This window comes from Selenomonas sp. oral taxon 137 str. F0430 (assembly GCF_000183625.1).
Classification (GTDB): Bacteria; Bacillota; Negativicutes; order Selenomonadales; family Selenomonadaceae; genus Centipeda; species Centipeda artemidis.
The window spans coordinates 64,218-90,165 of record NZ_AENV01000015.1; the positions used below are offsets into that span (position 1 = coordinate 64,218).

Genomic DNA, 25,948 nt, shown 5'->3' on the forward strand with positions numbered 1-25,948 from the left:
TATTTTCTCCTTTGTAAATTTATAAAATATGATGCCCCTAAGCGTGAAAATCCCGCCTCATACCGTATGTGTGATACTCCCCCCGGAGCTAACGCGCCACTTCGTACCGCGTCGGCGTCCGCCGCAGCCATTTTTAAGCCCCGCTTTTTTGGCAAGGCGGATGCCAAAGCGGTGCAGATAAATAAAATACCGTATAGTGAGTGACGCACAAGCTTGGATGCAGAGCAAGGAACTAGAAAAATTCAAGGGAAGGCGTAGTTAAAAGCTACGTCGACCGCAGGATTTTTCGCAGTGACACAGCTATGCGCCAAGATCGTGCGTCACGTCTCTATGAACAGGAAACGCCCCCGCTATTTTCAACCACACACTTTTTTCCGCAACCGCATCAATCGCATCCCGCAGCATATCGGGATCGCAGTGTGCGTCGAGATCAAAATAGAAAATATACGCCCCGAGCTCCGTCCGCGCCGGCCGCGACTCAATGCGCGTCAGATTTACCCCGCGGTGCGCGAACTCGCCGAGCACCTCATAGAGTGCCCCGGGGCGCGTACCGTCAATCCGACAGATAACGAGCACCGTATCGGGCGGTTCGGCAGGGGGCGGCATCATCCCTTCGCGGACGATCTCAAAGAACCGCGTACAGTTCGACCCGCGATCCTCTATTTTCCCCGCGCGTTCAACAAGCCCGTTCAGCTCTCCCGCGCGCCGCGTACAGATTGCCGCAAATCCCGAATCCGGCGGCGCCGCGCCGACGATCTCGGCCGCGCGCGCCGTACTTGACGTCTTGATGATCTCCGCGTGCGGACAGTACCGCAGGAGGAAATCGCGGCATTGGGCGATGGGCTGCGCGTGAGAGTAGACTGCACGGATCTCGCCCTCTGCTGTACGCGCCATGAGATAGTTATGCACCGGCCAGATTACCTCACGGCGCACGCGCAGCATATCCGCGTGGGCGAGCACGTCAAGCGTCACCGTGATCGCGCCCTCGAGCGAGTTCTCCACGGGCACGAACGCCGTATCCACCGCCCCCGTCTCCGCCGCATGAATGCACTCGCCGATGTCCGCGAAGCAGATGAGCTCCGCCGCGCGCCGCCGCCACGCCTTCAGATAGAGCGCCGCCGCCTCACTGTGCGTCCCCACGGGGCCAAGGATGCCCATTTTCCTGATCACACGCATTCCTCCTCGTCGCTCTCATCATACTATATGGACATACCGTTGACAAGGACGGCGGAAAGACTTTCATTTCATCCTCATTTATCTTGCCTCGCCGCTGTGTTATAATGAGAACGTTTTCTGAATAAATCAAACGAAAAGGACGCCCTATGACAATAGATGAATATCTCGGCATCATCCGCTGCATCGCGGGGCTAAAAGAACGTACGCGCCACGCATGGATGCGGGACGGACGGCAGGAGAGCGTCGCCGAGCACAGCTGGCGGCTCGCCCTCATGGCATATTTCCTCCGTGACCGCTTCCCGGGCACCGACCTCACGCGCGTCCTCCTCATGTGTCTCCTGCACGACATCGGCGAAGTCTTTACCGGCGACATCCCGACCTTTGAAAAAACCGACGCTGACCGCGCACGCGAGCACGCACTGCGCGACGATTGGATCAACGCGCTGCCGCCGCCCTATGCCGAGGAACTGCAGGGACTTTTTAGAGAGATGGACGCAAGAGAAACCGAAGAAGCCCGGCTCGTCCGCGCCCTCGACCGCATGGAGGCGGTGCTCACGCACAACGAGGGTGACCCGCGTACATGGCTGCCTCTCGAATATGACCTCCAGCGCACCTACGGCGTGCCCGAGGCGGCGTTCTCGGACGTCCTCGCAGACATCCGCGCTGCCGTGAACCGCGAGGTCGACGCCCTCATCGCAAGCCTCACCACATCGAACGAACAAAAGGAGCAAGATAAATGAAACCAAGCTACGGCAACTGGATCTCGAACTCCATGCTGAAAACCTTCTACGGCGTCGCCGTCGGACTTTTCGCCGTCTCGCAGGCGCTCGCCTTCACCCTCGGCAAGGAAAGCTATTACTATGTCGCCTGCATCCTCTGTACCTTTGCCACCGTTGCCGCACTCTACATGAGTTACTGCCACTATGTCTTTTCCTTCGGCGGCGGCGGACTCATGCGCCGCATCCACAATTATCTCCTCGAACACCTCGCGTGGAACGGCAAAGGCACGCTGCTCGACGTCGGCTGCGGCTCGGGCGCACTCTCCATCGCCGCCGCAAAACAATTTCCTGCGGCAAAGGTGCAGGGCATCGACGCGTGGGGCGCCATGTGGGACTACAGCAAAGATCAGTGCGACCGCAACGCAGAGATCGAGGGCGTCGGCGCGCGCTGCACATTCATGCCCGGAGACGCTGCAAAGATCGACTTTCCGAGCAAATCCTTTGACGCCGTCATCAGCAATTTTGTCTATCACGAAGTCCGCACGCAAAAGGATAAATTCATGCTCGTCGAAGAGACCCTGCGCACGCTGAAAAAGGGCGGCTCGTTCGCCCTGCAGGACACCTTCGGCGATAAAGACCGCTACGGCAAGATGGAGGAGTTCCTCGAGTACCTCAAAGAGCACGACAACATCGACGACATCACCTACGTCCCGAACATCGCGCGGCACATCCCCATGCCCTTCCTCTTGCGGTTCATGCTGCGCGACTGTGGACTCATCTACGGCAGGAAATAACCCCCTCGCACGAAAGGAAGATACTTATGCGCCTCGCCGCCCTCCTCGCACTCAGTCTCTCCCTCGCCGCCCCCGTTGCTGCGGCACCCCCTACGCCGCCCGCCTCGATTGAGCAGCCGCCCCTCGTTCGGCGTCCCGCATTCCCGGCAGAGTTCCCCGTGGGACGCATTGTCGATGAGAAATTGGTCGCGGGACTGCGCTTTGCCGTGCCGCAGCCCGCAGACGCACTCAAGATGCCCGTGCAAGAGCCGACGGAGATCTCCATCATGGGCGACGCGGCGGCAACCGAAGAGCAGATGCTCGCCTATCTCCTGCGGCGCAATCCACAGCCAAAACTCACCGGCACGCCCGCAGAGCTCGTTCACGCCTACTACGAGGAAGCCGAACGCGAGGGCATCCGCCCCGACGTCGCGCTCGCACAGGCGTTCAAGGAAACGGGCTTTTTCGCATACGGCGGCGACGTCTCATGGCAGCAGAACAACTTCTGCGGACTGGGCGCAACGGGCGGCGGGGTTAAGGGTCTCTCCTTCCCCGACATCCGCACGGGTGTCCGCGCGCACATCCAGCACCTCCTCGCCTACGCGAGCAAAGACCTCCCGACCGTCCCCATCGTCGACCCGCGCTACAGCCACATCCGAACGAACCGCCCCGACGTCTACGGACGGCTCACGCGCTGGACGGATCTGAACGGCGTATGGGCTGTCCCCGGCAAGACCTACGGACAGGAAATCCTCCTCATCCGCGACGCCGCACGCGCCCCCGACGGTTCCGACGCCGCCCTGCACGCCGCGAACCTCCGGCTCATGCAGGCGGCAGATGCCGACGCCTACATCTATCGCGGACTTGTGTACCTGCATCGGAGCGCCTACGATGACGCCCTCGCCGACTTCACCGCCGCGCAAAAACGCGATGTGAAGCGCCCTGCCCCCTACCTCGGCATCGCCCTCGTACATGCGGCGGCAGGACACAGCAAAGAGGCACACGCTGCCTACGAACGCTATCTGAAGCTCGCTCCCGACGATGCCACGGCACGCTATAACTACGGACTCGTCCTCCTCGAGACAGGCGCAGACGATAAAGCCGCCGCAGCCCTGCGTGGAGCGCTCGCGGCAAATCCACAGAACGCCGATGCCATGAACGCCCTCGGACTCGCGCAGCTCCGCAGCAAAGACTATCGGGGCGCATGGCACACATGGGCGGATGCCGCGCGCATCGCCCCCGAGAACGCGGACATCCTCATCAACCAAATCCTCCTCGCCGCCTCCTGCAAAGACGCGGCGGAAAAGAAGGAGAAAAAGAAGCGTAAATAAAAAAGCTGTCGCACATAGGTCAATACCTTCGTGCGGCAGCCTTTTTTGTTTTATAGATACTGTGGTCTATGATCCGTAATCCCTAGATACTGCTTGAGTGATTCCTGCAGGAGATGTGACAAATTCACCTTTTCCTTGCGTGCCGCAATGTCGAGCCAACGCGGAATCGTTACTGTTTTATTCGTAGATTTATTGAGCATCTTCTCACGAAACGGCGGCATCCATGCATCGATCATCGCAAGGGATGTCCCCTCTTTGGTACGAAGAGATGCGACCTTCGAGGGGATCGGAATGTCTTCGCCATCCTCCTCCATACCGTATAGATGCAGTTGGAGTGCTTCCTTCGCGTTCTTAAACGCTTCCTCCGGCGTATCTGCGCACGGGCAGCACCCCGGCAGATCCGGAAACACGATGGAAATTCCGCCTTCTTCCTCCGTAAAAACGGCAGGATATATATATCGGTCTTTCATATTCTACACCGCCTTGCAAATCAATCACGGACGTCAATTCCTGCCTGCCTCAAAATATTTCTTGCAGTCCCTTCCGGAACATCCTTCCTTGGATGCGTCAGTGTAACACGTCCCTTCTTAACAGGATGCTTGTACTGATGGTGATCGCCCGTGCAATGTACTTCATACCAACCGTCCTTTTTGAGTATTTGGAGCAGCTCTCTAGATGAATAGGATTTCATAAATATAGTCCCCTCAAGCATACTCACTCTAACACATGTTATAACATTTGTAAATAGTATGCACTGCCGACGCTTTCACACGTCGACACCGCCCCCCTTTTCCATGTTAAATATGTGCCAGCACGGCGCCCGTCATTTCCTCCGTTCCGACCTTTTTGAGGTCGTTGCCCTCGGTGTATAGGTCGCCCGTGCGCAGTCCGTCCGCGAGGGCGGCGTCGACGGCGGTCTCGATCGCTGCTGCGGCGGCTTCTTCATGCAATGCGTAGCGCAGGAGCATCGCCGTGGAGAGGATCGTGCCGAGCGGGTTGGCGATGCCGCGCCCGGCGATGTCGGGTGCGCTGCCGTGGATCGGTTCAAAGAGGCTCGTCCCCGTGCCGATGGACGCCGACGGCATGAGCCCGATCGAGCCGCCGATCACCGCCGCCTCATCCGATAAAATATCGCCGAAGAGGTTCCCTGTCACGATGACGTCAAACTGCGTCGGGCGCACGGCAAGCTGCATCGCGCAGTTGTCCACATAGAGATGCGAGAGCGCGACGTCGCCGTATTCCGATGCGAGCGCCGTCACCGTGCGCCGCCAAAGGCGCGAGGTCGCGAGCACATTTGCCTTGTCCACGGACGTGACCGCGCCGCGCCGCAGACGCGCCGTCTCGAACGCGAGCCGCGCGATGCGCTCCACCTCGGGGACGGAGTAGTTCTCCATGTCCCACGCGCGCTCCGCGCCGTCCACCTGCTCCGACTCGCATTTCTCGCCGAAATAGATACCGCCGATCAGTTCGCGCACGATCACGAGATCGACGCCGCGCACGAGCTCCGGCTTCAGCGGCGAGTGCTCTATGAGGGCATTCGCGACCTTCACGGGGCGCAGGTTCGCGTACAGTCCGAGCCCCTTCCGGAGGCCGAGGATCGCGCGCTCGGGGCGCAGTTCCGGAGATACGTCGTCCCATTTTGGGCCTCCGACCGCGCCGAAGAGCACGCCGTCCGCCGCTTTGCATACGGCGAGCGTCTCCTCCGGGAGCGGCGTGCCGTACTTATCGTATGCCGTTCCGCCCGCGTCGCGCACTTCGTAGGAGAGACCGAGCGCGAACTTCGCGTCGACGGCCTTCAATACCTCGACCGCCGCCGCCGTGATCTCGGCGCCGATACCGTCGCCCGGCACAACCGCAATTTTATACGCCATGACGGAATCCTCCGTTCTCCTTGATATAGTTCAGCAGTCCGCCCGCCGCCGCAATCTCCTGTACGAATCCGGGCAAGGGATGCGCGCGGAACGTGTCGCCCGTCGTGAGATCCCGGATCTCGCCCGTCGCCGTGTCGACGCTCAGGCGGTCGCCCGCATGAATCTTCTCCACGTCGTCGCCGATCTCAAGGAGCGGCAGTCCGATGTTGATGCCGTTGCGGTAGAAGATGCGCGCAAAGCTCGCCGCAATGACGACGGGAACGCCCGATGCCGCAATCGCAATCGGCGCGTGCTCGCGCGAGGAGCCGCAGCCAAAATTCCGCCCGCCGACGATGATGTCCCCCGCCGCGACGTTTTTCGCAAACGTCGTGTCGATGTCCTCCATGCAGTGCGCCGCGAGCGCCTTCGGTTCGAACGTGTTGAGATAGCGCGCGGGGATGATGACATCCGTGTCAATGTTGTCGCCGTAGCGCCAGACCTTTCCCTCCTGCATCAGACCACCTCCTCGGGCGCGGCAATCCGCCCCAATATTGCGCTTGCCGCCGCGACATGCGGGCCCGCGAGATAGACCTCACTGTCCACATGCCCCATGCGCCCGCGGAAATTCCGATTCGTCGTCGAGACGCAGCGCTCGCCCGCCGCGAGGATGCCCATGTATCCGCCAAGGCAGGGTCCGCAGGTCGGCGTCGAGACCGCCGCGCCCGCATCCATAAAAATATCAAGATAGCCGCGCCGCATTGACTCTTGATAGACCCACGGCGACCCGGGGATGACAATGCATCGCACATGCGGATGCACCGTATGCCCCTTTAGAATCTCAGCCGCGATCTCCATGTCCTCGAGCCGTCCGTTCGTGCACGAGCCGATGACGACCTGATCGATCGCGACCGGTTCTGTGAGATCCATGACGCGCCGCGTATTCTCCGGCAGGTGCGGGAACGCGACCACGGGGCGCAGCGCGCTGAGATCGATCTCCACCGTCTGCGCATACGACGCGTCGGGATCGGCTTCGGCAGGCGTGAAGTCCGCCGTCATGCGTCCCGCCACATAGTCCCTGCACACATCGTCATACGGGAAAATGCCGTTCTTTGCGCCCGCCTCGATCGCCATATTTGCAATCGTCAGGCGGTCGGTCATCGTAAGCTCTGCGACGCCCTCACCCGTGAATTCAAGACTCCGATAGAGCGCGCCGTCGACGCCGATCATCCCGATGAGCGTCAAAATCACGTCTTTGCCGCTGATGTCCGCAGGTTTTTTGCCCGTCAGATGCACATTGATCGCCTCGGGCACCTTGAACCACGCCTCGCCCGTCGCCATGCCGACTGCGAGATCGGTTGTGCCGACGCCCGTCGAGAACCCGTTCACCGCGCCGTAGGTGCAGGTATGCGAGTCCGCACCGATCGTCAGCATCCCGGGGCCAACGATCCCCTTTTCCGGCAGGAGCACATGCTCGATGCCGACGCGTCCCTGCTCGTAGTAGTGCAGGATGTTGTGCCTGCGCGCAAAGTCACGCATGATCTTCGCCAGCTCCGAGGACTTGATGTCCTTTGCGGGCTGGAAATGATCGGGAATCAGTGCGATTTTCTCCCGGTCAAAGACGGGGCGTCCCGTCTTTTCAAACTCCTTGATGGACGGCGGCCCCGTCACATCGTTTGCGAGCACCATGTCAAGCTCACAGGTGACGAGCTGTCCCGCCTCCACCGCATCGAGTCCTGCATGGCGTGCGAGAATTTTCTCGCTCATATTCATCCCCATGGATTACCCCCCAAAAATAATACAGAAAGAGGGGCGCGGCACCAGCCGCCCCCTCTGATATGACCGTATCGCCTCGCAGAAGAGGTTCGGTGGATTTCCTTAGTCCTTGCGCAGATCGGCGCCGTCCTTCAGCCACGACATCATGCCGCGCAGCTCCTTGCCGACCGTCTCGATCGGGTGCTCCGCGTGGATACGGCGCTCCGCAAGGAAGTTCGCACGCCCCGCAGCGTTGTTCTCCGTGAGCCATTGACGCGCGAACGTGCCGTCCTGAATCTCGCCGAGCACGCGCTTCATCTCCGCCTTCGTCTCATCCGTGATGATGCGCGGCCCTCGCGTGTAGTCGCCGTACTCCGCCGTGTCGGAGATGGACTTGCGCATCTTCGCCATGCCGCCCTCATACATGAGGTCGACGATGAGTTTCATCTCGTGGAAACACTCGAAATACGCAATCTCCGGCTGATAGCCTGCCTCGCAGAGCGTCTCAAAGCCCTTTTGGATGAGATGCGTCACACCGCCGCAGAGGACGACCTGCTCGCCAAAGAGATCGGTCTCCGTCTCCTCCTTGAACGTCGTTTGAATAACGCCCGCACGCGTGCCGCCGATGCCGCGCGCATACGCGAGCGCGAGGTCAAAGCAGCGTCCCGTCGCGTCCTGCCCCACAGCGAACACATCCGGCACGCCGCCGCCCTCGCGGAACGTGCGGCGGACAAGATGTCCCGGTCCCTTCGGCGCAACCATGAACACGTCGATGTCGTCCGCGGGGACAATCTGATTGAAATGGATGTTGAAGCCGTGCGCAAACGCGAGCGCGCTGCCGGACTTCAGATTCGGCGCGATCTCGCTGCGGTAGAGCGCCGCCTGCTTTTCATCCGGAATGAGGATCATCGTGACATCCGCCGACTTTACCGCATCCGCCACGGGGAGTACCTTCAGCCCGTCCTCTTCGGCGATCTTCGCCGATTTTGACCCGGCGTAGAGACCGACGACGACATTCACGCCGCTGTCCTTCAGGTTCAGCGCGTGCGCGTGCCCCTGGCTGCCGTAGCCGATGATCGCGACCGTCTTCCCCTCAAGTACGCTCCAGTTGACATCCTGATCATAGTAAGTTTTTGCCATAGTACTCACGCTCCTCACAGTGTTCGTAAATTGTGTGTTCCCCGCGCTCGAGCGCAATCAGGCCCGTGCGGATGATCTCGACGATGCCGTAGGGACGGAGCACCTTCAAGAATGCCGTCACCTTGTCGTCGCCGCCCGTGATCTCAAAGATGATCGAGCCCGCGTCCACATCCACGACGTGCGCGCGGAAGAGTTCCCCCATCTTCAGCACGTCGAGACGGTTCGTATCGTCCGCGTGCACCTTGATCATCGTCATGCCGCGGCACGCCGCGCTCTTTTCATCGAGCCGCTGCACCGCCCGCACCACGGGCATCTTCTCGAGCTGCTTAATCATCTGCTCCACGAGATTCTCATCCCCGTGCACCACCACCGTGATGCGCGAGAACTCCGGCGACTCCGTGACCCCCACCGACAGACTGTCGATGTTGAACTCGCGCCGCGAGAACATGCTCGCCACGCGCACGAGAACGCCCGTCTGATTCTCTACAAAAACAGACAGAATATGCTTCATCACACCGGACTCCTCTCTGCCTGCCGCATCGCCCTTCACACTCGGGAAAACTCCTTCATTATCGCCCCGCCGCCGCCGTTTGTCAATGATTTTTTAGACGGGATATAGATTCGGATATCACCAAATTTTCTTTCATATTCTCAATCACAGCACGAATCAAATAAAAGCGTGCGGTGATCCAGCCCATAGCGAATGATAACGCCCGTATCCGCCGCGTAGTCCACACACTGCGAGGAAATATCCTCTTTGGTCGTAACGAATACGTCTGCCTCCCGCAACACAGGAATCGAAAACGCCTCCTCGGCATCGTAGGCAAGGAGGAGCGGTGTCTCCTCCCCCTGCTCCTCAAGCCGCGCTGCAATCGCCGCCCACGCCGTCCCCTGTGACATTGATGCCGCGCGATGGAGCAGCAGCGCCGTTTTATCCGCAGCGCAGTACGTCTCAATATACGAATCAATCACATGCTGCCAAACGGCTTCCTCCGCGTCAAAATCCGGAACAAAATAATAGATCTTGTATCCGTCTGCCCGGAGCGCCCGCATCATAGCGACCGTCTCATCCGCCGGCTCGTCTTCGCGCGGTGCAGCAAATTCCGCAATAAAACGCACCGGATCTTTCAGCAGCGGCAGATTCGCCTTGATCTTCTCCTCCTGCCAGTTCCACCACTTGATCCTTTGCAATGCAGCAATCGTTTCCTCGTCAAAGCGGTATTTGACGACGCGCGCCGGATTCCCCACCACAACGGCATAGGGCGGCACGTCCTTCGCAACGACGGAGCGCGCGCCGATCACCGCACCGTTGCCGATACGCACACCGCCGAGGATCATCACGTCACATCCGATCCACACATCGTTGCCGATGATGATCTGCTTGCGATTCACATGATCGTAATGATTTATCTGCGGCTCTTTCCTGTCCGTCAAATCTTCAAACGGATAGGTTGTCACCCGGTGGTAGTCATGGTTGAGCCCCAGCTCAAAGGTCAGCCGATGTCCCAGAGCACAGTAACGTCCCACGAGTACATGCCCTTCCCATAATACGCCACACTCGAAGCGTCCGTTCACCATATAGGAACCGGGGGCCGAACGTCATCGCCGTGTAGCGCCTGCTCTCATCCAAAGGAATTTTTCGCACCTGTGCCGAAAACTCCGTAAAATTAATCTCCTTGAACAAGGCTCTTCTCCCCTTCTATCCGCATTTCAAATATTCTCCGGATAATTGTATCACATATACTTCGGAGAAACTACCGTCGCCCCTTTTTCTCCCTAACATTTTTCAGTCCCCTATGCTAGAATAAACGAAAAGGAGAGTAAAACGAATGAACATACCGGCTTGGGAGGGGAGCTCCATCTTCCCCGCCCTCTGTGATACACTGCTGACATGGCGGCGATCCGCGCCCGACACCCGCGAGCTGCCGTGGCGCGACGAGCCGACGCCGTACCATGTGTGGATCTCGGAGATCATGCTCCAGCAGACGCGCGCAAACGTGGTACGCGGCTACTATCTGAGATTTCTCGCGGCACTTCCAACCGTCCGCGATCTTGCAGACGTGGACGAGGACGTGCTCATGAAGCTCTGGCAGGGGCTCGGCTACTACAGCCGCGCGCGCAATTTGAGACGCGCCGCGCAGGCGATTGTCGAAACGCACGGCGGCGAGCTCCCCAACGATTTCGACGCGCTCCTCACGCTCCCCGGCATCGGGCGTTATACAGCAAGCGCAATTTCATCATTTGCCTACGGTCGTCCATGCCCCGCCGTTGACGGCAACTTCCTCCGCGTCGCCGCGCGCGTGACGGCAAACCCCATCGACATCGCAAAGGACGCGAGCAAACGCGCCCTTGAGGAGTCGCTCCGCCCTTGCTATCCGACCGGCAAAGACGCGGGTCTGCTCAACGAAGCGTTCATGGATCTCGGCGCGACCGTCTGCCTGCCGAACGGTGCGCCGCTCTGCCGCCTCTGTCCCGCCGCGCGTCTTTGCCTCGCCCACGACCGCAGCACACAGCTCGACTATCCCATCAAGACAGCACTCAAGGCGCGGCGCAAAGAGCATCACACCGTCCTCCTCCTGCGCTGCGGTAATCTCTGTGCCATACGAAAAAGACCCGCAAGGGGACTCCTCGCAGGTCTTTGGGAATATCCGAATCTCGAAGGAACCCGGAGCAAGCGCAAGCTGCTCGAATACCTCGCCGCGGCGGGCTTCACCGTCCGCTCTATCGCCCCGCTCCCGCCCGCGCGCCATGTGTTCACACATATCGAATGGAACCTCACGGGCTGGGAAATATATGTCGCGGATACGAACGACGCGCCGCTCTGCGCCGCCGAGGACAACGACGCCTCCTCCCTCCTCTGGGTGCGCCGCGAGGAGCTCGTCGATACCTACGGCATCCCCGCCGCGTTCGGGTACTTTACGCCGCGTTAGAAGGTCATGTTGATCCCGCCGCGCCAAATGCGTCCGTCATAATAGAGCGTCGTATTTTCCTCGTTGAGCAGATTGTTCACGCCGAAGTAGGCACTCAAGTGATCGTTGATCTTCTTGTTGATGACCAGGTTGAGCACCGTCGCGGAGGTATTCTTCTTCACCGCAGCGTTGCCGCGCCCCTCCGCCGCATAGTAGTAGTCGCTCAGCCAGTCGTTCCAGAGAACGCCGCTCCACCCGTGCTTAAAGTCATCGTAAATGATCTGCAGTGAGAGTTTGTGCCGCGCTCGTCCGATCAGCCGATCCCCCGTCATATCGTTCTTGGCATCGAGATAGGTATAGGTGGAACGAAGCGTAAATTGATCGCCAAGGCGTTGTTTGCCTTCAAACTCAATCCCCTGCAGCGTTGCCTTATCGACATTTTCATAATGTCCGATGTTGCGTATTGCGATCGGATGCGGCGGCGGCGGTGTGGACGACATAATCGTCCTGCTTATGGTATTGAGATTGATCAGGTCGTCTACTTTATTGTGGAAGTAGGTTATTTTCCCCGCGCTGCGTTTTCCTTCCGCTTCGAAGCTGAGGTCGAAGTTCACCGCCTTCTCGGGCTTCAGGTTCGGGTTCCCGTCGATATGTACCTGCGTTGGCACGAGCCACGACCTTATGCGCGCAACTGCGGGCACATGATCCCAATGCATATAGAGTTCGCTCGCCGTGGGCGCGCGGTACGCCGATCCGACATTCATCTTGACACGGCTGCGGTCACTGATCCGGTAGGTCGTCCCGAGCTGTGCCGTTACCTTATTTCCGAATTTATTATTGTGATCCCAACGCACGGACGGCACGATGTAAAGGCGCTTGTTCGCGCGCCATTCATCCTGCAGATACAGCGCGGCGTAATCAAGGTCTGCCTTCGATTCAGTTTTCGAAATACCGTTCCTCGTGACGATATGCCCGCCGCCCACATCGATACGTGTACTCTCGTACTCCTCCTTCCGGTACTCCCCGCCAAACGTGAGTTTATGATCCGCACCGACGTTCCATGTGCGTTTTCCGTCCGCGATATAGGATCGGAAGACCATATCGTCAAAGTCCGAGAGTATGCCGTTTGATCGCAGATGTGTCTTTTGTTTTTTATCAAAGCGCGTATAGTAGACCTGCATCTCGTAGGCGCCCCTGCGATCCTCCCCCGCATAGCGCAGCCCTGTCGAATACCGTTTATGATTATAGTCCACGGTTCCCGGATTGGATCTGTAGTTGCCGCCCGTCTGCGTCACGGCCTCGGACTTCTGATCCAGATCTTCGTTCATGTAGTCGAAGAAGAAATCCAAATGCTTACGCTGCGCAATATCCATCCGTCCGTCTAGGTTGAAATAGTATTTTCTCCCATATTGATTGGAGGCCGTTTCCGCACCGCGTTCGCGGACATCACTCACCTTGAAACTCGTGCGCCATGCCCATTTCCCCGTCTTGCCGAAGTCGACGGATACGCCGCCGTCCTTTTGCCGGCTCGTCCAATCCGCGGAAACGCCGACCTGTTTTTTCTCAGGATGTTTGCGGATGATATTAATGACGCCGCCCAGCGCCTCCGAGCCCTACAGAGAGCTGACCGAACCGCGGACGATCTCAATGCGCTCCACATCGTCCATATTGATGCGCTGCAGCTCATAGTAATTCGCCGTCTGGCTCGTATCCTCCGTGCGTATGCGCCGACCGTCGATGAGGATCAGCGTCTGATTGGTACTCATGCCGCGCAGTGCCGCCTGATTCCCGACCATGCCGTTTTCCGTCACATCCAGCCCGACGGTGAGTGCAAGCGCCTGTGCCAACGTCTCCGCGCCGAGGCGGTCGATATCCTCACGCGTCACGATCTCAACCGAAGCGGGGGCTTCTTTCACACTCTGCTCTGTACGCGATGCCGTGACAACAACATCATCGAGCGTATAGACGGGCATCTCCCGGTCTGCGGCAGCCGCCTGTACCGAATGAAACGACGTGCCGTCAATGCGCCTAAAACAGCAGCGGTCAAGGCCGTTCGGTGATGCCTTACATGAAAACTCCTCATAAGGAGAACACCTCTTTTCTGTTATAGAGTTAACGATTTGCTTTCTCAATTATAACATCAATAGAGAAATAATGAAATATATTTTCATTATCTTCTGATCTAATGTGTGGATTCACAGCTATGATTTCCTCGACAAATACAAAACTGCCCGTCTGCGCTGCATCTCTGCAGCCGCAAACGGGCAGTTTTTTATATAAAATACACTACACAGCTTTTCCAAGGTCACGCGCGGAGGTGCGCATGACGGTGTTGAGGTCGGGGGCGGATGCCGCTGCGGCGGCACGCTCTTTCTCCCGGCTCTTTTCGATGAGGTTCTTCAGCATTTGCATATGCGGATGGTTCTCGAGCTCCGGCGAGGGCTTGCCTTGGAGCGCCGCCGCCATCTGCGGGGGCATCCCGTCGGGGAACATCGCCTCGAGCATGGAACGGACATCCTTGGGGATCATGTCCTGCAAAGCGACGTTCTCCTTGCGCAGCTTCACCTCGTCCTCCTGCGTGAGCGCATACGCTTCGAGGAATCCCTGGATGAGGTTGTCGTGCCAGAACTCTCCCGCCTGCGTCAGACGGAATCCCGTCTCCGTGCGCGTGACGAGTCCGTTCTCCGCCCACACGGCGAGGAGCGGTTCCATCGTGTCGAGAAGACGTACGCCGTATTTTTTCTCAAAAAAGGGCGCGTAGAAATATCCGTGCTCGATCTGATCGCCGATCTCGCTGTGCATCCGGTGCTCGTCTGCCTGCTCGCCCATGAACTGAAAGGGCTTTTTCCCCTCTTCGACCATCTTTTCATATGCGGCAAGTCCGCCGTGATTGCGCCACATGATTTGACCGATGAACCCGCCCGCGCCCGAGCCGAACGCGAGGATGTCGTCGCCGCGCTTGGCGAGCGTGTTGTAAAGGCTGCGTTCGCGGTGATCCGTCGCCCAGTGCGTTGTGTCGATGCGCCGCGCCATCGGGTTCGTGTCAACGATCGCGATGCCGCGTGCGAAGTATTCAGACTGTTCCTCCGTCGTCGGGAGCATCGGGAGATCGCCCGACTTGATGCGCGCCGCGAGCTCGCTCGCCGGGAACACATTCAACTGGTAGAGGTCGCCGCCCGCGATGCCGATCTCGAACTGCGTGCGCACGTCGTTCTCCCAGACCTCCGGGGACTGATAGGGCAGCCCATAGATGAGGTCGGCGATGACGACCGCGCCCTGCTTCTCCACCATGCGGCGCAGTGTCGCGACAACGGTATCATGATCGTCGATGCGCCCGATCGACTGCCGCACGCGCGTGTCAAAGGACTGTACGCCGAGCGAGAATCGGTTGACGCCCGCACGCATCGCCGCCTCAACCTTGCTCTCCGTGAGGTCATGGATGCGTCCCTCGAGCGTGATCTCGGCGTCGCTCGTCAGCGGCAGACGCTCCCGCACTGCACGCACGAGTCGTGTGAGGTCGGCGTCCGAGAGCGCGGTCGGCGTGCCGCCGCCGAAGAACACCGCCTGAAACGGCGCGCCCTGCACATAGGGCGTCTCCGCCGCCGCGTCGAGCTCCTGCAGGAGCACGTCGACATAACGGTGCGCCGCTTCTTCCTTCGTATAGTTCTGGAAAAATCCGCAGTAGCTGCATTTCTTATCGCAGAACGGGATGTGGATATACGCCGCGCGCTCGTCGGCGGGATCTGGTGTCTGCGCCATGAGCTCCGCCCACACCTGCGCCTGCTCCGCCTTGTCCATGATCATGCGCTTGCCGCCCGCACCGGGATGCACGACACGTTTCTTCGTAAAGGCGCAGCCGAGCGGATTCTCCGACTTCGTGCCGAGCAGCCAGCCGCGCGCCTCCGCGGAGAGCTCCGCGAGTTTTGTCTCTAGGCTGTTCATGCGAGCGCCTCCTTTGCTGCGCCGATGACCTTTTCAAAATCCGCCGCATCCGGATGGGATGCCGCCGCCGCGTACCGTTCCGCGTTCTCCTCGGTGTAGGCGTGAACATTGTCGAGCGGCATACTCTTGAACATCTCGATGATCATCGGATCAATGGCACCCTGCACGAGGATCGCGCCGAGGATCTCGTTCGACGGATCAAAGAGCGCCTTGATATTCGCGATGCACTTTGCGCAGTGCTCCGAGTTCGGATCGGCGCCGAGCGTACCATAGATGAACACGCGGCGTCCGCGCACGGTCTCGATGTATTTGCGTGCGGCGGCATCCGCCGTGCCGCGGTCAATCCAAGTGCCGATGCAGAGATCGGCGGTGTCCGAAATCCCCGCCGCATCCTTTACGCTGTGGCAGGATGCGCCGAGCGCCTGTGCCAGATGCTCCGCGACCTTCTTCGTGTTCCCCGTGCGCGATGAGTAGACGACCGCGATATCTTGATTCTGCATGATTGATTCTCCTAATATCTCAATATGAATATCTTGCATTCATGATTCACCCGTATCATAGCGCAAGGCATCAAAAAAATCAAGTGCTTTTATCGTTTTTCATAAATAAAAATTATGAATCAAGTTCATCTTTTTCAACAGGGTTTCTCTGTACAGAATATATAGATACTCTCTATCAAATAGAATTCCCATATCAAAAGATAAAGAGAAGAGCCTCTTTCAAAAATCATCCCATCCCTTCTGTCTACAAAAAACGAATTCATCAATTTCATATTCTATTCTATATATAAATCGATAAATATTAATTATATTATTGCAGGTATTTTTCAGGGAGAATAACCTCTCACATCCCGTTCTTCTTGACAGTCGTGATAGAATAAAGGAAAACAACATGACAAGGAGGAAAAACACATATGAAGAAAATACTCTCCGCACTCACCGCCACACTCATTCTCGGAGCGGGCGCACAGGCACTTGCCGCCGGATGCGAAGACGGCGCGTGCGAGCTGCCGCAAAAACAGGATCAAGCCTACTGTATTGGCAGCGCGAACGCATATTGCAGCGGCGATACCGTACAAAGCACGCGCAGCGAACGGCGTGGAACCTGCGGATGCTATAACGGACGCTAAGACAAAATAGGATTGTTGCACGAATCCACATTAGTGTGTTCTGCAACAATCCTATTTTTATGGAACAGTGATCTAAACACAATTTTCTCTATGCAAAAATCCCCCTCCCGAAGGAGGGGGATTTGCTATGCGGCATATGCCGCTCTGTGTACCGAGAATCGATTAGAAGAAGAACTCGACGCGGCCGAAGAGCTGCGAAACTTTGTCATCGGTCGTCTTCTCAAGATCCTTGCCCTTGAAGTACTTCGCGGAGAGGATGACGTTCTTGAACAGTGCGTAGTTCGTGCCAAACTCAACGCCCTTGGTGCCCTGCCAAGCTCCGTCATGCGTCGGCTCGACAGAAGTGCCGCCGAGGTAGCGGTAGGCAACGTATGCGCCCCACGAGCCCTTGTCCTCAGCCTGTGCACCCTTGTACTCATAAGCAATCTGATAGGACTTCTTGAACTTGCTCTCAGCGATATCCGAGCTGGTTGCATAAGCACCGTTGAGGAAGCTGTTCTTGTCGAAGCGGTAGCCGAGGTTGACGCCCCAGACATTGAGACGCTTCTTATCAGCCTTGATCGTGTTGAAGGTGAACGTCTGAAGCGTATTGTAGTCCGCACCGAAACGATAGTAGTCAACGCCTGCGGTGAGACGGCCATTGTACTGGAGGCCGATACGCTGGTAGTTCGGCGTGTCTGATGCGCCGTCAACGTTCAAACGGCCTGCCTGCAGAAGAACCTGCACGTCCTTGCCAAAGGAGACCTCTGCGCCCGAGAACTCGGTGTCGAGAACAATTGCGCCTGGAGCGGCATAAGCCTCGCTGGAGAGGAGCTCCATCTTGCCGAGCTTCACCTGGAAGTTCTCATAGTCGCCCTGTGCCCATGCACGCTTGAGCGTGACCTTGCCGTCCGTGCCGGCATCGGTCTTCATGTTGGTCTCTGCATCGAGACGTGCATTGACGTGCCAGTGGCTGTTGACCTCAGCAGACGGCTCGAGACGGAACAGAAGGTTGTCCTTGTTCTCGCGCTTCTGCCCCTCTTCACGGATGCTCGTGTAGGTGTACTCGAGCTTGCCGTTCCACTTCACCATGTCAGCGTTGCGCTCGAGGTTCGAGACGCGGACGCCGAGGTTGTTGAGCTCATCCGCGAACTCAGCAGCCAGGCGGTCGACGAGAGCGCGGTCCGATGCGGACATGTCGCCCTTTGCCATTGCCTTTGCAACCATCTGTGCCATCTCATAGCGCGTGATGTTGCGGTCACCGCGGAACGTGCCGTCGCCGTAGCCCTCAACAACGCCGTCGGCGGCGAGCTGGGTCACAGCATCGTATGCCCAGTGATCACGGGGCACATCGGAGAACGGATTTGCAGCAGCGAACGTCGTGCTTGCTGCGCCGACAACGAGAGCCGTTGCCAGTGCGGATACGAGAGTCTTCTTCATGAGAAACTCCTCCTTCTGATAAATAGAAACATCTGATTCCCAAGAAGGAGCGAGAGACCGCTGAAGTGTCCATGTTTCCTTTTCGCGAGACATTCTCATCCTCTTGAAATGGTTTCATCATAGCACGTGAATTAATAAATTGCAAGCATTTCCATGTAAAAAATTTTATACCAGACTATAATTTTCACCTTATTTTCAGTGTTTTATATACCGTACTCATCTCTGTTAAAGCGGCATTCGGCACAACGCCCTCTAAAACCTTGAAAAATATCTGCATCTATTGCAGCGGACAGTAAAAATCCCCCTCCAACGATGAAGGGGGATTTTGTTTTGAGGCGGATGCCGCAAGTATTTTTAGAAGAAGAACTCGACGCGACCGAAGAGCTTCTCCGCCTTGTCGTCAGCCGTCGGTCCGACATAGATCTCCTTGCCGCGGAAATATTTCGCCGAGAGCACCACGTTTTTGAAAAGCGTGTAGTCCGTACCAACTTCTACGCCCTTCGTATCCCACATAGCACCGTCGCTTGTCGGGAACGGGGAAGCGAATCCGCCGAGTTTGCGGTAGGCAACATAAGCGCCCCACGATCCCTTATCCTCCGGGTCAGCCCCCTTGTACTCATAGGTGACCTGCCAGGAACTCTTTGCGTTGTCCGCCTTTGTGTTCTCTGCGTAAGCGCCGGAGAGCATTGCTGCGTCGCCGAATCGGACGCCGCCGTTCACAGCCCAGATATCCGCCTTCGTGTTTCTAAGATTCTCGTCGCGGTTGTTAAGATACCGAACCGTATTTCTCCTGTGGAAATGCATCCCTCTGAAATAATTGGAGCCCATATGGTAGTAGCCCGCCCCCAGCAGGACATTATTCTTGTCATACTGCAGTTCGACGCCCTGATAGTTCGCCACGTCTTCATCACCCGGCAGGTTGTGCGCACCATGGCCGCCGCCCGGCGCACCGAACGCATCGTCCAGATCAATGCGGCCGGCCTGCAGTTTGAACTTCAAATCCTTGCCAAAGCTGACCTCGGCACCCGAGAACTCATCGTCGAACACGAGGGCGCCGGGTTTCGCATACGCCTCGGCAGAGAGCAGTTCCATCTTACCGAGTTTCACCTGGAAGTTGCCGTAGTCTCCCTGTGCATAGAGACGTTTAAGCGTGACCTTGTCCCCGTTGTCATCTCCCGCGTCCGTGTTCATCTTGGTCTCCGCATCAAGACGTGCGTTCACGTGCCAGTGGCTGTTGATCTCAGCCGACGGCTCGAGACGGAACAAAAGGTTGTTGTCGTTCGTCTTTGTGTGATTAAACTTCTTGCGCTGACTTGTATATGTATACTCAAGTTTGCCGTTCCACTTCACCATGTCGGCATTGCGCTCGAGGTTGGAGACACGGACGCCTAGGTTGTTGAGCTCATCCGCGAACTCAGCGGCAAGGCGGTCGACGAGCGCGCGGTCCGAAGCGGACATGTCGCCCTTTGCCATTGCCTTTGCGACCATCTGCGCCATCTCATAACGCGTGATGTTGCGGTCGCCGCGGAACGTGCCGTCGCCGTAGCCCTCAACAACGCCGTCGGCGGCGAGCTGGGTCACAGCATCGTATGCCCAGTGATCACGGGGCACATCGGAGAACGGGTTTGCAGCAGCGAACGTCGTGCTTGCTGCGCCGACAACGAGAGCCGTTGCCAGGGCGGATACGAGAGTCTTCTTCATGAGAAACTCCTCCTTCTGATAAATAGAAACATCTGATTTCCAAGAAGGAGCGAAACGCCGCTGAAGTGTCCATGTTTCCTTTTCGCGAGACATTCTCATCCTCTTGGAATGGTTTCATCATAGCACGTGAATTAATAAATTGCAAGCATTTCTATGTAAAAATTTTATACCAGACTATAATTTTCACCTTATTTTCAGTTGAATGTGACTCTGTGTCCGTCAACAGACAGCAAAAATCCCCCTCCCTAAGGAGGGGGATGGATTTTGCGATATCCGCTCCGACCGGTGCCGGATGCGGGTTAGAACATGAACTGTACGCGGCCGAAAAGCTTCTGCACCTTGTCGTTCTGCTGTGCTTCAATGGTCTTGCCGTTGAAGTACTTCGCAGAAAGTACAACATTCTTGAACGGCGTATAGTTCGTACCGATCTCAAGCCCCTTCGAACCGATGAGTGCGCCGTCGTCCGTTGCAAAGATTGACGCGCCGCCGAGGTAACGATACGCTGCATATGCGCCCCACGAGCCTTTATCCGCAGCATCGGCACCCTTATACTCATAGCCGAACTGATAGGACTTCTTGTTCTTGCTGCCGTCAATATCGTTGTTGTTGGCATATGCACCGGAGAGCATACTGTTCTTGTCAAAGCGATAGCCGAGGTTCGCCGCCCAGATATTCATCTTGTCCTTGCCGTTCTTCGTCATGGCAGTGAGGTTGTCCGATCCGAGACGGTAGTACGCGGCACCCGCCATGAGACCGCCCTTGTTGTACTGGAGCTCCGCGCCCTGGTAGTTCGCGGTGTCGCTGCTCCCGAGCTGGTTCGTCTTAACGCCGTCATACGCGCCGTCGAGGTTCAGGCGGCCTGCCTGGAGTTTCAGCTTGACATCCCCGCCAAAGCTCGCCTCTGCACCGGAGAATTCCTTATCGAATACGAGAGCGCCGGGGGCTGCATAGCCTTCTGCAGAATAGAGCTCCATTTTACCGAGCTTGACGTCGAAGTTGTCATAGGCGCCCTCTGCCCACGCGCGCTTGAGTTTGACATTGCTGTCGCTGTTGTTGCCGGACGCGTCGTCCTTCATATTCGTAGAGGCATCGAGACGCGCGTTCACGTGCCAGTGGTCATTGATCTCAGCGGACGGGTCGAGACGGAACAAGAGGTTGTTGTCGTTCTTGCGATCCTGTCCCTCAAGGCGATTGCTGGTGTAGGTATAGCGGAGCTGTCCTCTCCACTGCACCATGTCGGCATTGCGCTCGAGGTTGGAGACACGGACGCCGAGGTTGTTGAGTTCATCGGCGAACTCAGCGGCAAGGCGGTCAACGAGCGCGCGATCCGACGCGGACATATCGCTCTTTGCCATCGCCTTTGCGACCATCTGTGCCATCTCGTAACGGGTGATGTTGCGGTCACCGCGGAATGTACCGTCGCCGTACCCCTCGACAACGCCGTCAGCGGCAAGTTTGGTTACGGCATCGTATGCCCAGTGGTCACGGGGAACATCGGAGAACGGATTGGACGCGGCGAACGTTGTGCTTGCTGCACCGACAACAAGTGCCGTCGCCAGTGCAGATACGAGAGTCTTTTTCATGATAAACTCCTCCTTTTGATCCATAGAACTGATCGTGTTCCAAAAGGATTGCCGGCCGCGAAAGTGTCCTTGTTTCCTTTTCGCACCTTGTGCTTTCCTCTTGGATTGTCTTTATCATACCCCGTGATGTTTGGAAATACAATGTTAATCGGATTAGATTTTTAGTACTAGGTAATAATTTTTCTGTTATTTTCAAGAGAAGATGCTCACGCCTGTTTTATATGAACAAATGTTTTTCAAACCACAAAAAGTAAAAACCTCCGCCGTACCTTGTATTCTCTAGGTGCAGCAGAGGTTAAAAGCGGATGCGCGCGGTCAGAAGGCAGTGGTTATCCGCGGAGGCATATTAGGTGAACGCACTATCATGCGAGCAGCACAACAGGAGGCATCTTCTACGCAGAAGTTCTGAACTTCGCACTAGTCTTGCAGCATTGCGGCATACTTCGACCGGTCACCGGCAGGAATTTTCAACACGTCCATAGCTTTTTCCAAGGTCAGGTTTAGTCCCTCCATGATATTGCGAAGTGCATTTATCTGCCCTTCTTCACGCCCTTCAGCAATTCCCTCTGTGCGCTCTCTTTTCATTTCTTTTTTCAGTTCCAAGAAGAATGACATATACTCTTGCCTCATTTCTTTGGTTGCACACGCATAGATTGAAGGAGGACACGAAGGAAGTCGTAGTTAAGAGCTACGGTCCTTCGCAGTGTCCGACGATATGACACGGCAATGCGCGTCCCCCCCCCGCATCCTCCTAAAGCCGTAACCTGAGTGACGCGGAAGTTTCGATGCATAGCTAGGAATTACGGCAAACGTGAGGAAGGCGTAGCCAAAAACCTACGTCGACGAAGCGTTCGCCGAAAATGACGACGCTAGGCGCGAAAATCCCGCGTCACACTAAAGACACGGGGGACGGCACACGCACTCCTAGGCTGTTCGTAAATATCTCCACCCGCACGCCGAATACGTCCGCGATCCGCTCCTCTGTGAGGACGTCGGCGGGCGCCCCTGTAGCGACGATCTCACCTTTGCGCATGAGCACGATGTCGTCGGCGTACTGCATGGCATGCGCCATGTCGTGCAGTACCATGAGGATGGTGATGCCGCTGTCGCGGTTGAGGTTCGTGATGATCTCCATGACGCGCAGCTGATGCGCGACGTCGAGATAGGTGGTCGGCTCGTCGAGCAGGAGCAGGCGCGGCCGCTGACTGAGCGCCATGGCGAGGTAGACGCGCTGCCGCTCGCCGCCCGAGAGGGTATGCACCTCGCGCTCTGCAAAGGCATCAACATGTGCGGTCTCCATCGCCCACGCGACCGCCGCGCGGTCTTCCGCGCCGTCACGCGCCTGAAAAACACTGCGATGAGAGAACCGTCCATAGGAGACGAGCTGCTCTACCGTCAGCCCCTGCGCCGCCCCGCGCTCCTGCGGCAGGATGGCGCGCACGCGTGCGAGTTCTTTTTCCGCGTAGCTCCCCAGCTCTTTGCCGCCCAGCATGATCTCTCCGGTATAGCGTGCGTTCAGCCCCGAGAGGGCGCGCAGGAGCGTCGTTTTCCCCGCGCCGTTGGGGCCGATGATGGCGGTGCGCCGTCCCGGTGCGACGGAGACATTCAGTCCGTGCAGGATCTCTTTGCCCGCGATCCTAACGGAGAGGCTGCGCGCCGTAACCCCCGCGCTCATAGCTGCCTCCGGAGGAGATACAGGAAGAACGGCGCGCCAAGCGCCGCCATGATGATGCCGACAGGCAGCTCCATGGGCGAAAAGAGCAGCCGTGCCACGGTGTCGCTGAGGGTCAGCGTCGTCACGCCGAGCAGCGCCGCCGCAGGCAGGAGGAACCGATAGTCCGAGCCAATCATGAGACGCGCGGCGTGCGGAACGATGAGCCCGACAAAGCCGAGCAGTCCGACGACCGAGACCGCGCTCGCGGCAAGCAGGGCGGCAAGGGCGGTCAGGAGGATGCGCGTGCGCTCCACGGCAAGCCCGATGCCGCGCGCCATATCATCCCCGAGCTGGAGGATGTTCAGACGCTGTGCGGCACAGAGGGTGAGCAGTCCCGCCCCAATGGTATACGGCAGAAGCATGTCGACATGCGGCCATGTGCGCGCGGAGAGCCCGCCGACCATCCACATGAGTGCGCCCTGCACGCGGTCGCTGTAGAGGATCATCATCGCCGAGATGCCCGCGCCGAGGAACGCCGACACCGCAACGCCTGCGAGGATGATGCGGGTCGGGCGAATCCCGTCCTTCCACGCAAGGATATAGATGAGCGCGGCGGCGATCATCGCCCCCACGAATGCGCCCGGCGTGATGAGCAGCGCCGCCCCCGGCAGGACGAGCATGATAAAGATGCCCGCAAGTCCCGCCCCCGAGGAGATGCCGATGATGTGCGGATCGGCGAGCGGGTTGCGCAGGATCGCCTGCAGGATCGCGCCCGAGAGCGAGAGGTTGATGCCGACGAGCGCGGCGACGATCGTGCGCGGCAGGCGGATGTTCCAGAGGATCTGCGCGTGCGCCGTATCGCGCGTGCCGCCGAGGATGGCAAAGATTTCCTCAAAGGGAATATCCGCCGTCCCCTTTGCCGTCGAGATCAGGATCGAGACTCCCGCGAGCACGGCAAAGAGGACGAGGAGTGCGAGACGCTTCTTCATGGGTAAACGAGATGCGCCATGTAGCGCACTGCCGCGGGGAAGTCAATGCCGGGGCTGAAGAGGAAGAGCGCCTGCGGCAGGTAGTACACCTTATTCTCGCGCACGGCGGCGACGCTCTGCCACGCAGGGCTTTCATTGAACATCGCCTCCATCGACGCGCGGATCTCCGCCTCTTCGCCCATGCTCGTGACGAAGATGATGTCGGGGTTCTGCGCGACCAGCGCCTCCATGCTGTAGGGGGCGGCATCGGGGTTCTTGTCGAGCGCCGTCATCCCGCTCGCCGTGTTCTCCCACCCGAGCATGTTCGCGATCGAGCCCGCGATGCTGCCGTCGAGCTGGACGGAAAGCCCCTGTCCCGTGCTGTGGATGATGGTGATGCGCTTCTTCTCGTGCGGGATGCTGTTCTTGACGTCCTCAATATCCGCATCCATCTTTGCGATGAGTTCCGCGCCTTTATCCGGATGGCCTGTAAGCGCGGCAAACGTAGTCAGTGTGCGCTTCACGTCGTCGTAGCTCTTCATGTCGACGACGATGCTCTTGATCCCGTTCGCATCGAGCGTGTCGATGAGCTTTTCATTGATGCCCTTGATGATCATGACGAGATCAGGTTTGAGCGAAATGACCTTTTCCATGTCGATCTGATAGACGGGGCCGATCTCTGCAGCATTTGCCGCCTCAGCAAGTACCTTCGCCTTCGTCGTGGGGCGCCCGACCACCTCGCCGCCGACGGCATAGAACGGCGCGAGATAGGAGGCGGACGTAACGACGACGCGCTGCGGTTTCTCCGCAAAGGTCACCGTCCGCCCATTATCGTCCGTGATGGTCGCAAATGCGGCGTTTTCCGCCGCCGTTGCCGCCGGTTTCTCGTTCGGTGCGCCGCACGCGGAGAAGAGAAGAGTGGATGCCGCGAGGAATGCGGCTGCGCATTGTTTGAACATGATTTAACTCCTTCGTGTCAAGATAGTGGAAAGGTAGTTCAGTTTCTCATCTGCATGTTCTTCCAGGTTCTCAATGATGCGTTCGTCGTCCAGCCCCGCACGGCTGACGAGCACCGCCTGCTCTGTCATGTTGTTGCGGTGCAGGAGATCGACGATCTCGGGGTAGTTGCGGTAGACCTTCATAATGACGGCGCTGGATGCGACCTTCATAATCTCCTCGAGCCGCTCCTTCGGCGCGGTCGCCGGGATGATGGCGAGCACGTCGTTGCCCTCGACGATGGGGCGCCCGATGCGGCTGCCGATCGCCGCGAACGCCGGCACGCCCGGGATGGTCACGATGTCGATGTCCTCATGCTCGAGCAGACGGAACACATAGATATAGGTGCTGAAAAACATCGGATCGCCGAGTGTCAGGAACGCGACGTTCTTGCCTGCATTCAGGAGCGCCAGGATTTCCTCCTTGTTCGCCTCCCACGCGTCCGTGTTCTCGGCGAAATCCTTGACCATCGGAAACACCTGATAGACGATCTCTATGTGTTCCTTGAGGTAGGGGCCTGCGATCTCGAGCGCGACGCTCCCCTCCTTCTTCTCCGTCTTGGGCGCGATGAGGACGTCCACCTTCTCGATCGCCTTGATCGCCTTGACCGTTAAAAGTTCCGGATCCCCCGGTCCGACGCCAATGCCAAAAAAAGTTCCGCGCATATATTTCCTTCCTTCCAAAACAATCATATATTGGATGCGCTGCTCCGCGGTGGAAGAACGCCGGAGCAATCGGAAAATCCTACTCCATATTAGCCGTGACAACAGTTTTTGTCAAATGGTGTGACGCAGGATTTTCGTACTCAGCTTTGTCACTTACAACAATGCGGGATACTATTACGACACAACATCAAAAAAGGGACTCCGTACCTTCGTACGAAATCCCTTAATAAGCAAGGTATAC

Annotated in this window: 26 protein-coding genes; 5 read left to right on the forward strand and 21 right to left on the reverse strand. The window is 57.9% G+C overall.

Features of this window, described 5'->3' with window-relative positions; all coding sequences use genetic code 11:
• Positions 1–300: 300 nt before the first annotated feature.
• Positions 301–1,170: a prephenate dehydratase gene (gene pheA / locus HMPREF9162_RS10570; RefSeq protein WP_009439479.1), complete on the reverse strand. Its 870-nt coding sequence runs from the start codon at positions 1,168–1,170 to the stop codon at positions 301–303.
• 152 nt (positions 1,171–1,322) lie between these two features.
• Here pheA and HMPREF9162_RS10575 point away from each other — a divergent pair, with 152 nt between their 5' ends.
• From HMPREF9162_RS10575 to HMPREF9162_RS10585, 3 genes are read left to right on the forward strand one after another with little or no spacing between them, the layout of a single operon-like run.
• Positions 1,323–1,916, forward strand: a complete 594-nt coding sequence (locus HMPREF9162_RS10575; protein ID WP_009439437.1) for an HD family hydrolase — start codon at positions 1,323–1,325, stop codon at positions 1,914–1,916.
• Positions 1,913–2,689, forward strand: a complete 777-nt coding sequence (locus tag HMPREF9162_RS10580; protein ID WP_009439312.1) for a class I SAM-dependent methyltransferase — start codon at positions 1,913–1,915, stop codon at positions 2,687–2,689. Before HMPREF9162_RS10575 ends, HMPREF9162_RS10580 begins: the two co-directional genes overlap by 4 nt.
• A gap of 26 nt (positions 2,690–2,715) precedes the next feature.
• Positions 2,716–3,999, forward strand: coding sequence for a glucosaminidase domain-containing protein (locus HMPREF9162_RS10585; RefSeq protein ID WP_009439485.1), 1,284 nt, complete (start codon positions 2,716–2,718; stop codon positions 3,997–3,999).
• A 50-nt stretch (positions 4,000–4,049) separates the two neighbouring features.
• On the opposite strand, the gene HMPREF9162_RS10590 is transcribed toward HMPREF9162_RS10585, so the two are convergent.
• The 8 genes from HMPREF9162_RS10590 to HMPREF9162_RS10620 all read right to left on the reverse strand — a co-directional run bounded on the left by HMPREF9162_RS10590 (position 4,050) and on the right by HMPREF9162_RS10620 (position 10,319).
• A complete protein-coding gene (locus tag HMPREF9162_RS10590) occupies positions 4,050–4,469 on the reverse strand; it encodes a type II toxin-antitoxin system HicB family antitoxin (protein ID WP_009350340.1) in 420 nt (139 codons plus the stop codon).
• A gap of 20 nt (positions 4,470–4,489) precedes the next feature.
• Positions 4,490–4,711, reverse strand: coding sequence for a type II toxin-antitoxin system HicA family toxin (locus tag HMPREF9162_RS12090; RefSeq protein WP_338100434.1), 222 nt, complete (start codon positions 4,709–4,711; stop codon positions 4,490–4,492).
• Positions 4,712–4,796: 85 nt separating this feature from the next.
• Positions 4,797–5,870: a 3-isopropylmalate dehydrogenase gene (gene leuB, locus HMPREF9162_RS10595; RefSeq protein WP_009439519.1), complete on the reverse strand. Its 1,074-nt coding sequence runs from the start codon at positions 5,868–5,870 to the stop codon at positions 4,797–4,799.
• On the reverse strand, positions 5,860–6,363 hold the full coding sequence (locus HMPREF9162_RS10600; RefSeq protein WP_009439384.1) for a 3-isopropylmalate dehydratase small subunit: 504 nt from the start codon (positions 6,361–6,363) through the stop codon (positions 5,860–5,862). The genes leuB and HMPREF9162_RS10600 overlap by 11 nt, the downstream gene beginning before the upstream one ends.
• Positions 6,363–7,625: a 3-isopropylmalate dehydratase large subunit gene (gene leuC, locus HMPREF9162_RS10605; protein ID WP_009439432.1), complete on the reverse strand. Its 1,263-nt coding sequence runs from the start codon at positions 7,623–7,625 to the stop codon at positions 6,363–6,365. Before leuC ends, HMPREF9162_RS10600 begins: the two co-directional genes overlap by 1 nt.
• Before the next feature lie 99 nt (positions 7,626–7,724).
• Positions 7,725–8,741 (reverse strand): ketol-acid reductoisomerase, encoded by a 1,017-nt coding sequence (gene ilvC, locus HMPREF9162_RS10610; protein WP_009439526.1) that lies wholly within the window; start codon positions 8,739–8,741, stop codon positions 7,725–7,727.
• A complete protein-coding gene (ilvN, locus tag HMPREF9162_RS10615) occupies positions 8,722–9,252 on the reverse strand; it encodes an acetolactate synthase small subunit (protein WP_026762032.1) in 531 nt (176 codons plus the stop codon). Before ilvN ends, ilvC begins: the two co-directional genes overlap by 20 nt.
• A 140-nt stretch (positions 9,253–9,392) precedes the next feature.
• Positions 9,393–10,319: a CatB-related O-acetyltransferase gene (locus HMPREF9162_RS10620; RefSeq protein ID WP_254655391.1), complete on the reverse strand. Its 927-nt coding sequence runs from the start codon at positions 10,317–10,319 to the stop codon at positions 9,393–9,395.
• A gap of 251 nt (positions 10,320–10,570) precedes the next feature.
• On the opposite strand from HMPREF9162_RS10620, the gene HMPREF9162_RS10625 reads away from it, so the two are divergent.
• On the forward strand, positions 10,571–11,671 hold the full coding sequence (locus tag HMPREF9162_RS10625; protein ID WP_009439446.1) for an A/G-specific adenine glycosylase: 1,101 nt from the start codon (positions 10,571–10,573) through the stop codon (positions 11,669–11,671).
• Here HMPREF9162_RS10625 and HMPREF9162_RS10630 read toward each other — a convergent pair.
• The 4 genes from HMPREF9162_RS10630 to HMPREF9162_RS10640 form a co-directional block, all read right to left on the reverse strand.
• Positions 11,668–13,104 (reverse strand): TonB-dependent siderophore receptor, encoded by a 1,437-nt coding sequence (locus HMPREF9162_RS10630; RefSeq protein WP_009439378.1) that lies wholly within the window; start codon positions 13,102–13,104, stop codon positions 11,668–11,670. The two genes, HMPREF9162_RS10625 and HMPREF9162_RS10630, sit on opposite strands and share 4 nt — an antisense overlap.
• A gap of 159 nt (positions 13,105–13,263) precedes the next feature.
• On the reverse strand, positions 13,264–13,623 hold the full coding sequence (locus HMPREF9162_RS12820) for a TonB-dependent siderophore receptor (RefSeq protein ID WP_009439420.1): 360 nt from the start codon (positions 13,621–13,623) through the stop codon (positions 13,264–13,266).
• Positions 13,624–13,936: 313 nt separating this feature from the next.
• The gene (gene hutW, locus HMPREF9162_RS10635; protein WP_009439373.1) at positions 13,937–15,592 is read right to left on the reverse strand and encodes a heme anaerobic degradation radical SAM methyltransferase ChuW/HutW; all 1,656 of its coding nucleotides are present in this window, start codon (positions 15,590–15,592) and stop codon (positions 13,937–13,939) included.
• Positions 15,589–16,092, reverse strand: coding sequence for a flavodoxin family protein (locus tag HMPREF9162_RS10640; RefSeq protein WP_009439304.1), 504 nt, complete (start codon positions 16,090–16,092; stop codon positions 15,589–15,591). The genes hutW and HMPREF9162_RS10640 overlap by 4 nt, the downstream gene beginning before the upstream one ends.
• A gap of 413 nt (positions 16,093–16,505) precedes the next feature.
• On the opposite strand from HMPREF9162_RS10640, the gene HMPREF9162_RS10645 reads away from it, so the two are divergent.
• A complete protein-coding gene (locus HMPREF9162_RS10645) occupies positions 16,506–16,721 on the forward strand; it encodes a hypothetical protein (RefSeq protein WP_009439323.1) in 216 nt (71 codons plus the stop codon).
• A gap of 162 nt (positions 16,722–16,883) precedes the next feature.
• Here HMPREF9162_RS10645 and HMPREF9162_RS10650 read toward each other — a convergent pair whose 3' ends face one another.
• From HMPREF9162_RS10650 to cobI, 8 genes are all read right to left on the reverse strand, one after another.
• Complete coding sequence (locus tag HMPREF9162_RS10650) at positions 16,884–18,140, reverse strand: S-layer homology domain-containing protein (RefSeq protein ID WP_009439414.1); 1,257 nt, start codon at positions 18,138–18,140, stop codon at positions 16,884–16,886.
• Between the two features lie 354 nt (positions 18,141–18,494).
• Positions 18,495–19,841, reverse strand: a complete 1,347-nt coding sequence (locus HMPREF9162_RS10655; RefSeq protein WP_037350635.1) for an S-layer homology domain-containing protein — start codon at positions 19,839–19,841, stop codon at positions 18,495–18,497.
• Between the two features lie 299 nt (positions 19,842–20,140).
• Positions 20,141–21,424, reverse strand: a complete 1,284-nt coding sequence (locus HMPREF9162_RS10660; protein ID WP_009439292.1) for an S-layer homology domain-containing protein — start codon at positions 21,422–21,424, stop codon at positions 20,141–20,143.
• Between the two features lie 417 nt (positions 21,425–21,841).
• Positions 21,842–22,039, reverse strand: a complete 198-nt coding sequence (locus HMPREF9162_RS10665) for a hypothetical protein (protein ID WP_009439441.1) — start codon at positions 22,037–22,039, stop codon at positions 21,842–21,844.
• A gap of 274 nt (positions 22,040–22,313) precedes the next feature.
• Positions 22,314–23,099 carry an ABC transporter ATP-binding protein gene (locus tag HMPREF9162_RS10670; protein WP_009439460.1) on the reverse strand — a complete coding sequence of 262 codons (786 nt, stop codon included), beginning with the start codon at positions 23,097–23,099 and terminating at the stop codon, positions 22,314–22,316.
• Positions 23,096–24,067 (reverse strand): iron ABC transporter permease, encoded by a 972-nt coding sequence (locus HMPREF9162_RS10675; RefSeq protein WP_009439317.1) that lies wholly within the window; start codon positions 24,065–24,067, stop codon positions 23,096–23,098. The genes HMPREF9162_RS10670 and HMPREF9162_RS10675 overlap by 4 nt, the downstream gene beginning before the upstream one ends.
• Positions 24,064–25,005 carry an ABC transporter substrate-binding protein gene (locus tag HMPREF9162_RS10680; protein WP_009439319.1) on the reverse strand — a complete coding sequence of 314 codons (942 nt, stop codon included), beginning with the start codon at positions 25,003–25,005 and terminating at the stop codon, positions 24,064–24,066. Before HMPREF9162_RS10680 ends, HMPREF9162_RS10675 begins: the two co-directional genes overlap by 4 nt.
• Positions 25,006–25,008: 3 nt before the next feature.
• Positions 25,009–25,707, reverse strand: a complete 699-nt coding sequence (cobI, locus tag HMPREF9162_RS10685; RefSeq protein ID WP_037350637.1) for a precorrin-2 C(20)-methyltransferase — start codon at positions 25,705–25,707, stop codon at positions 25,009–25,011.
• Between the last annotated feature and the right edge of the window lie 241 nt (positions 25,708–25,948).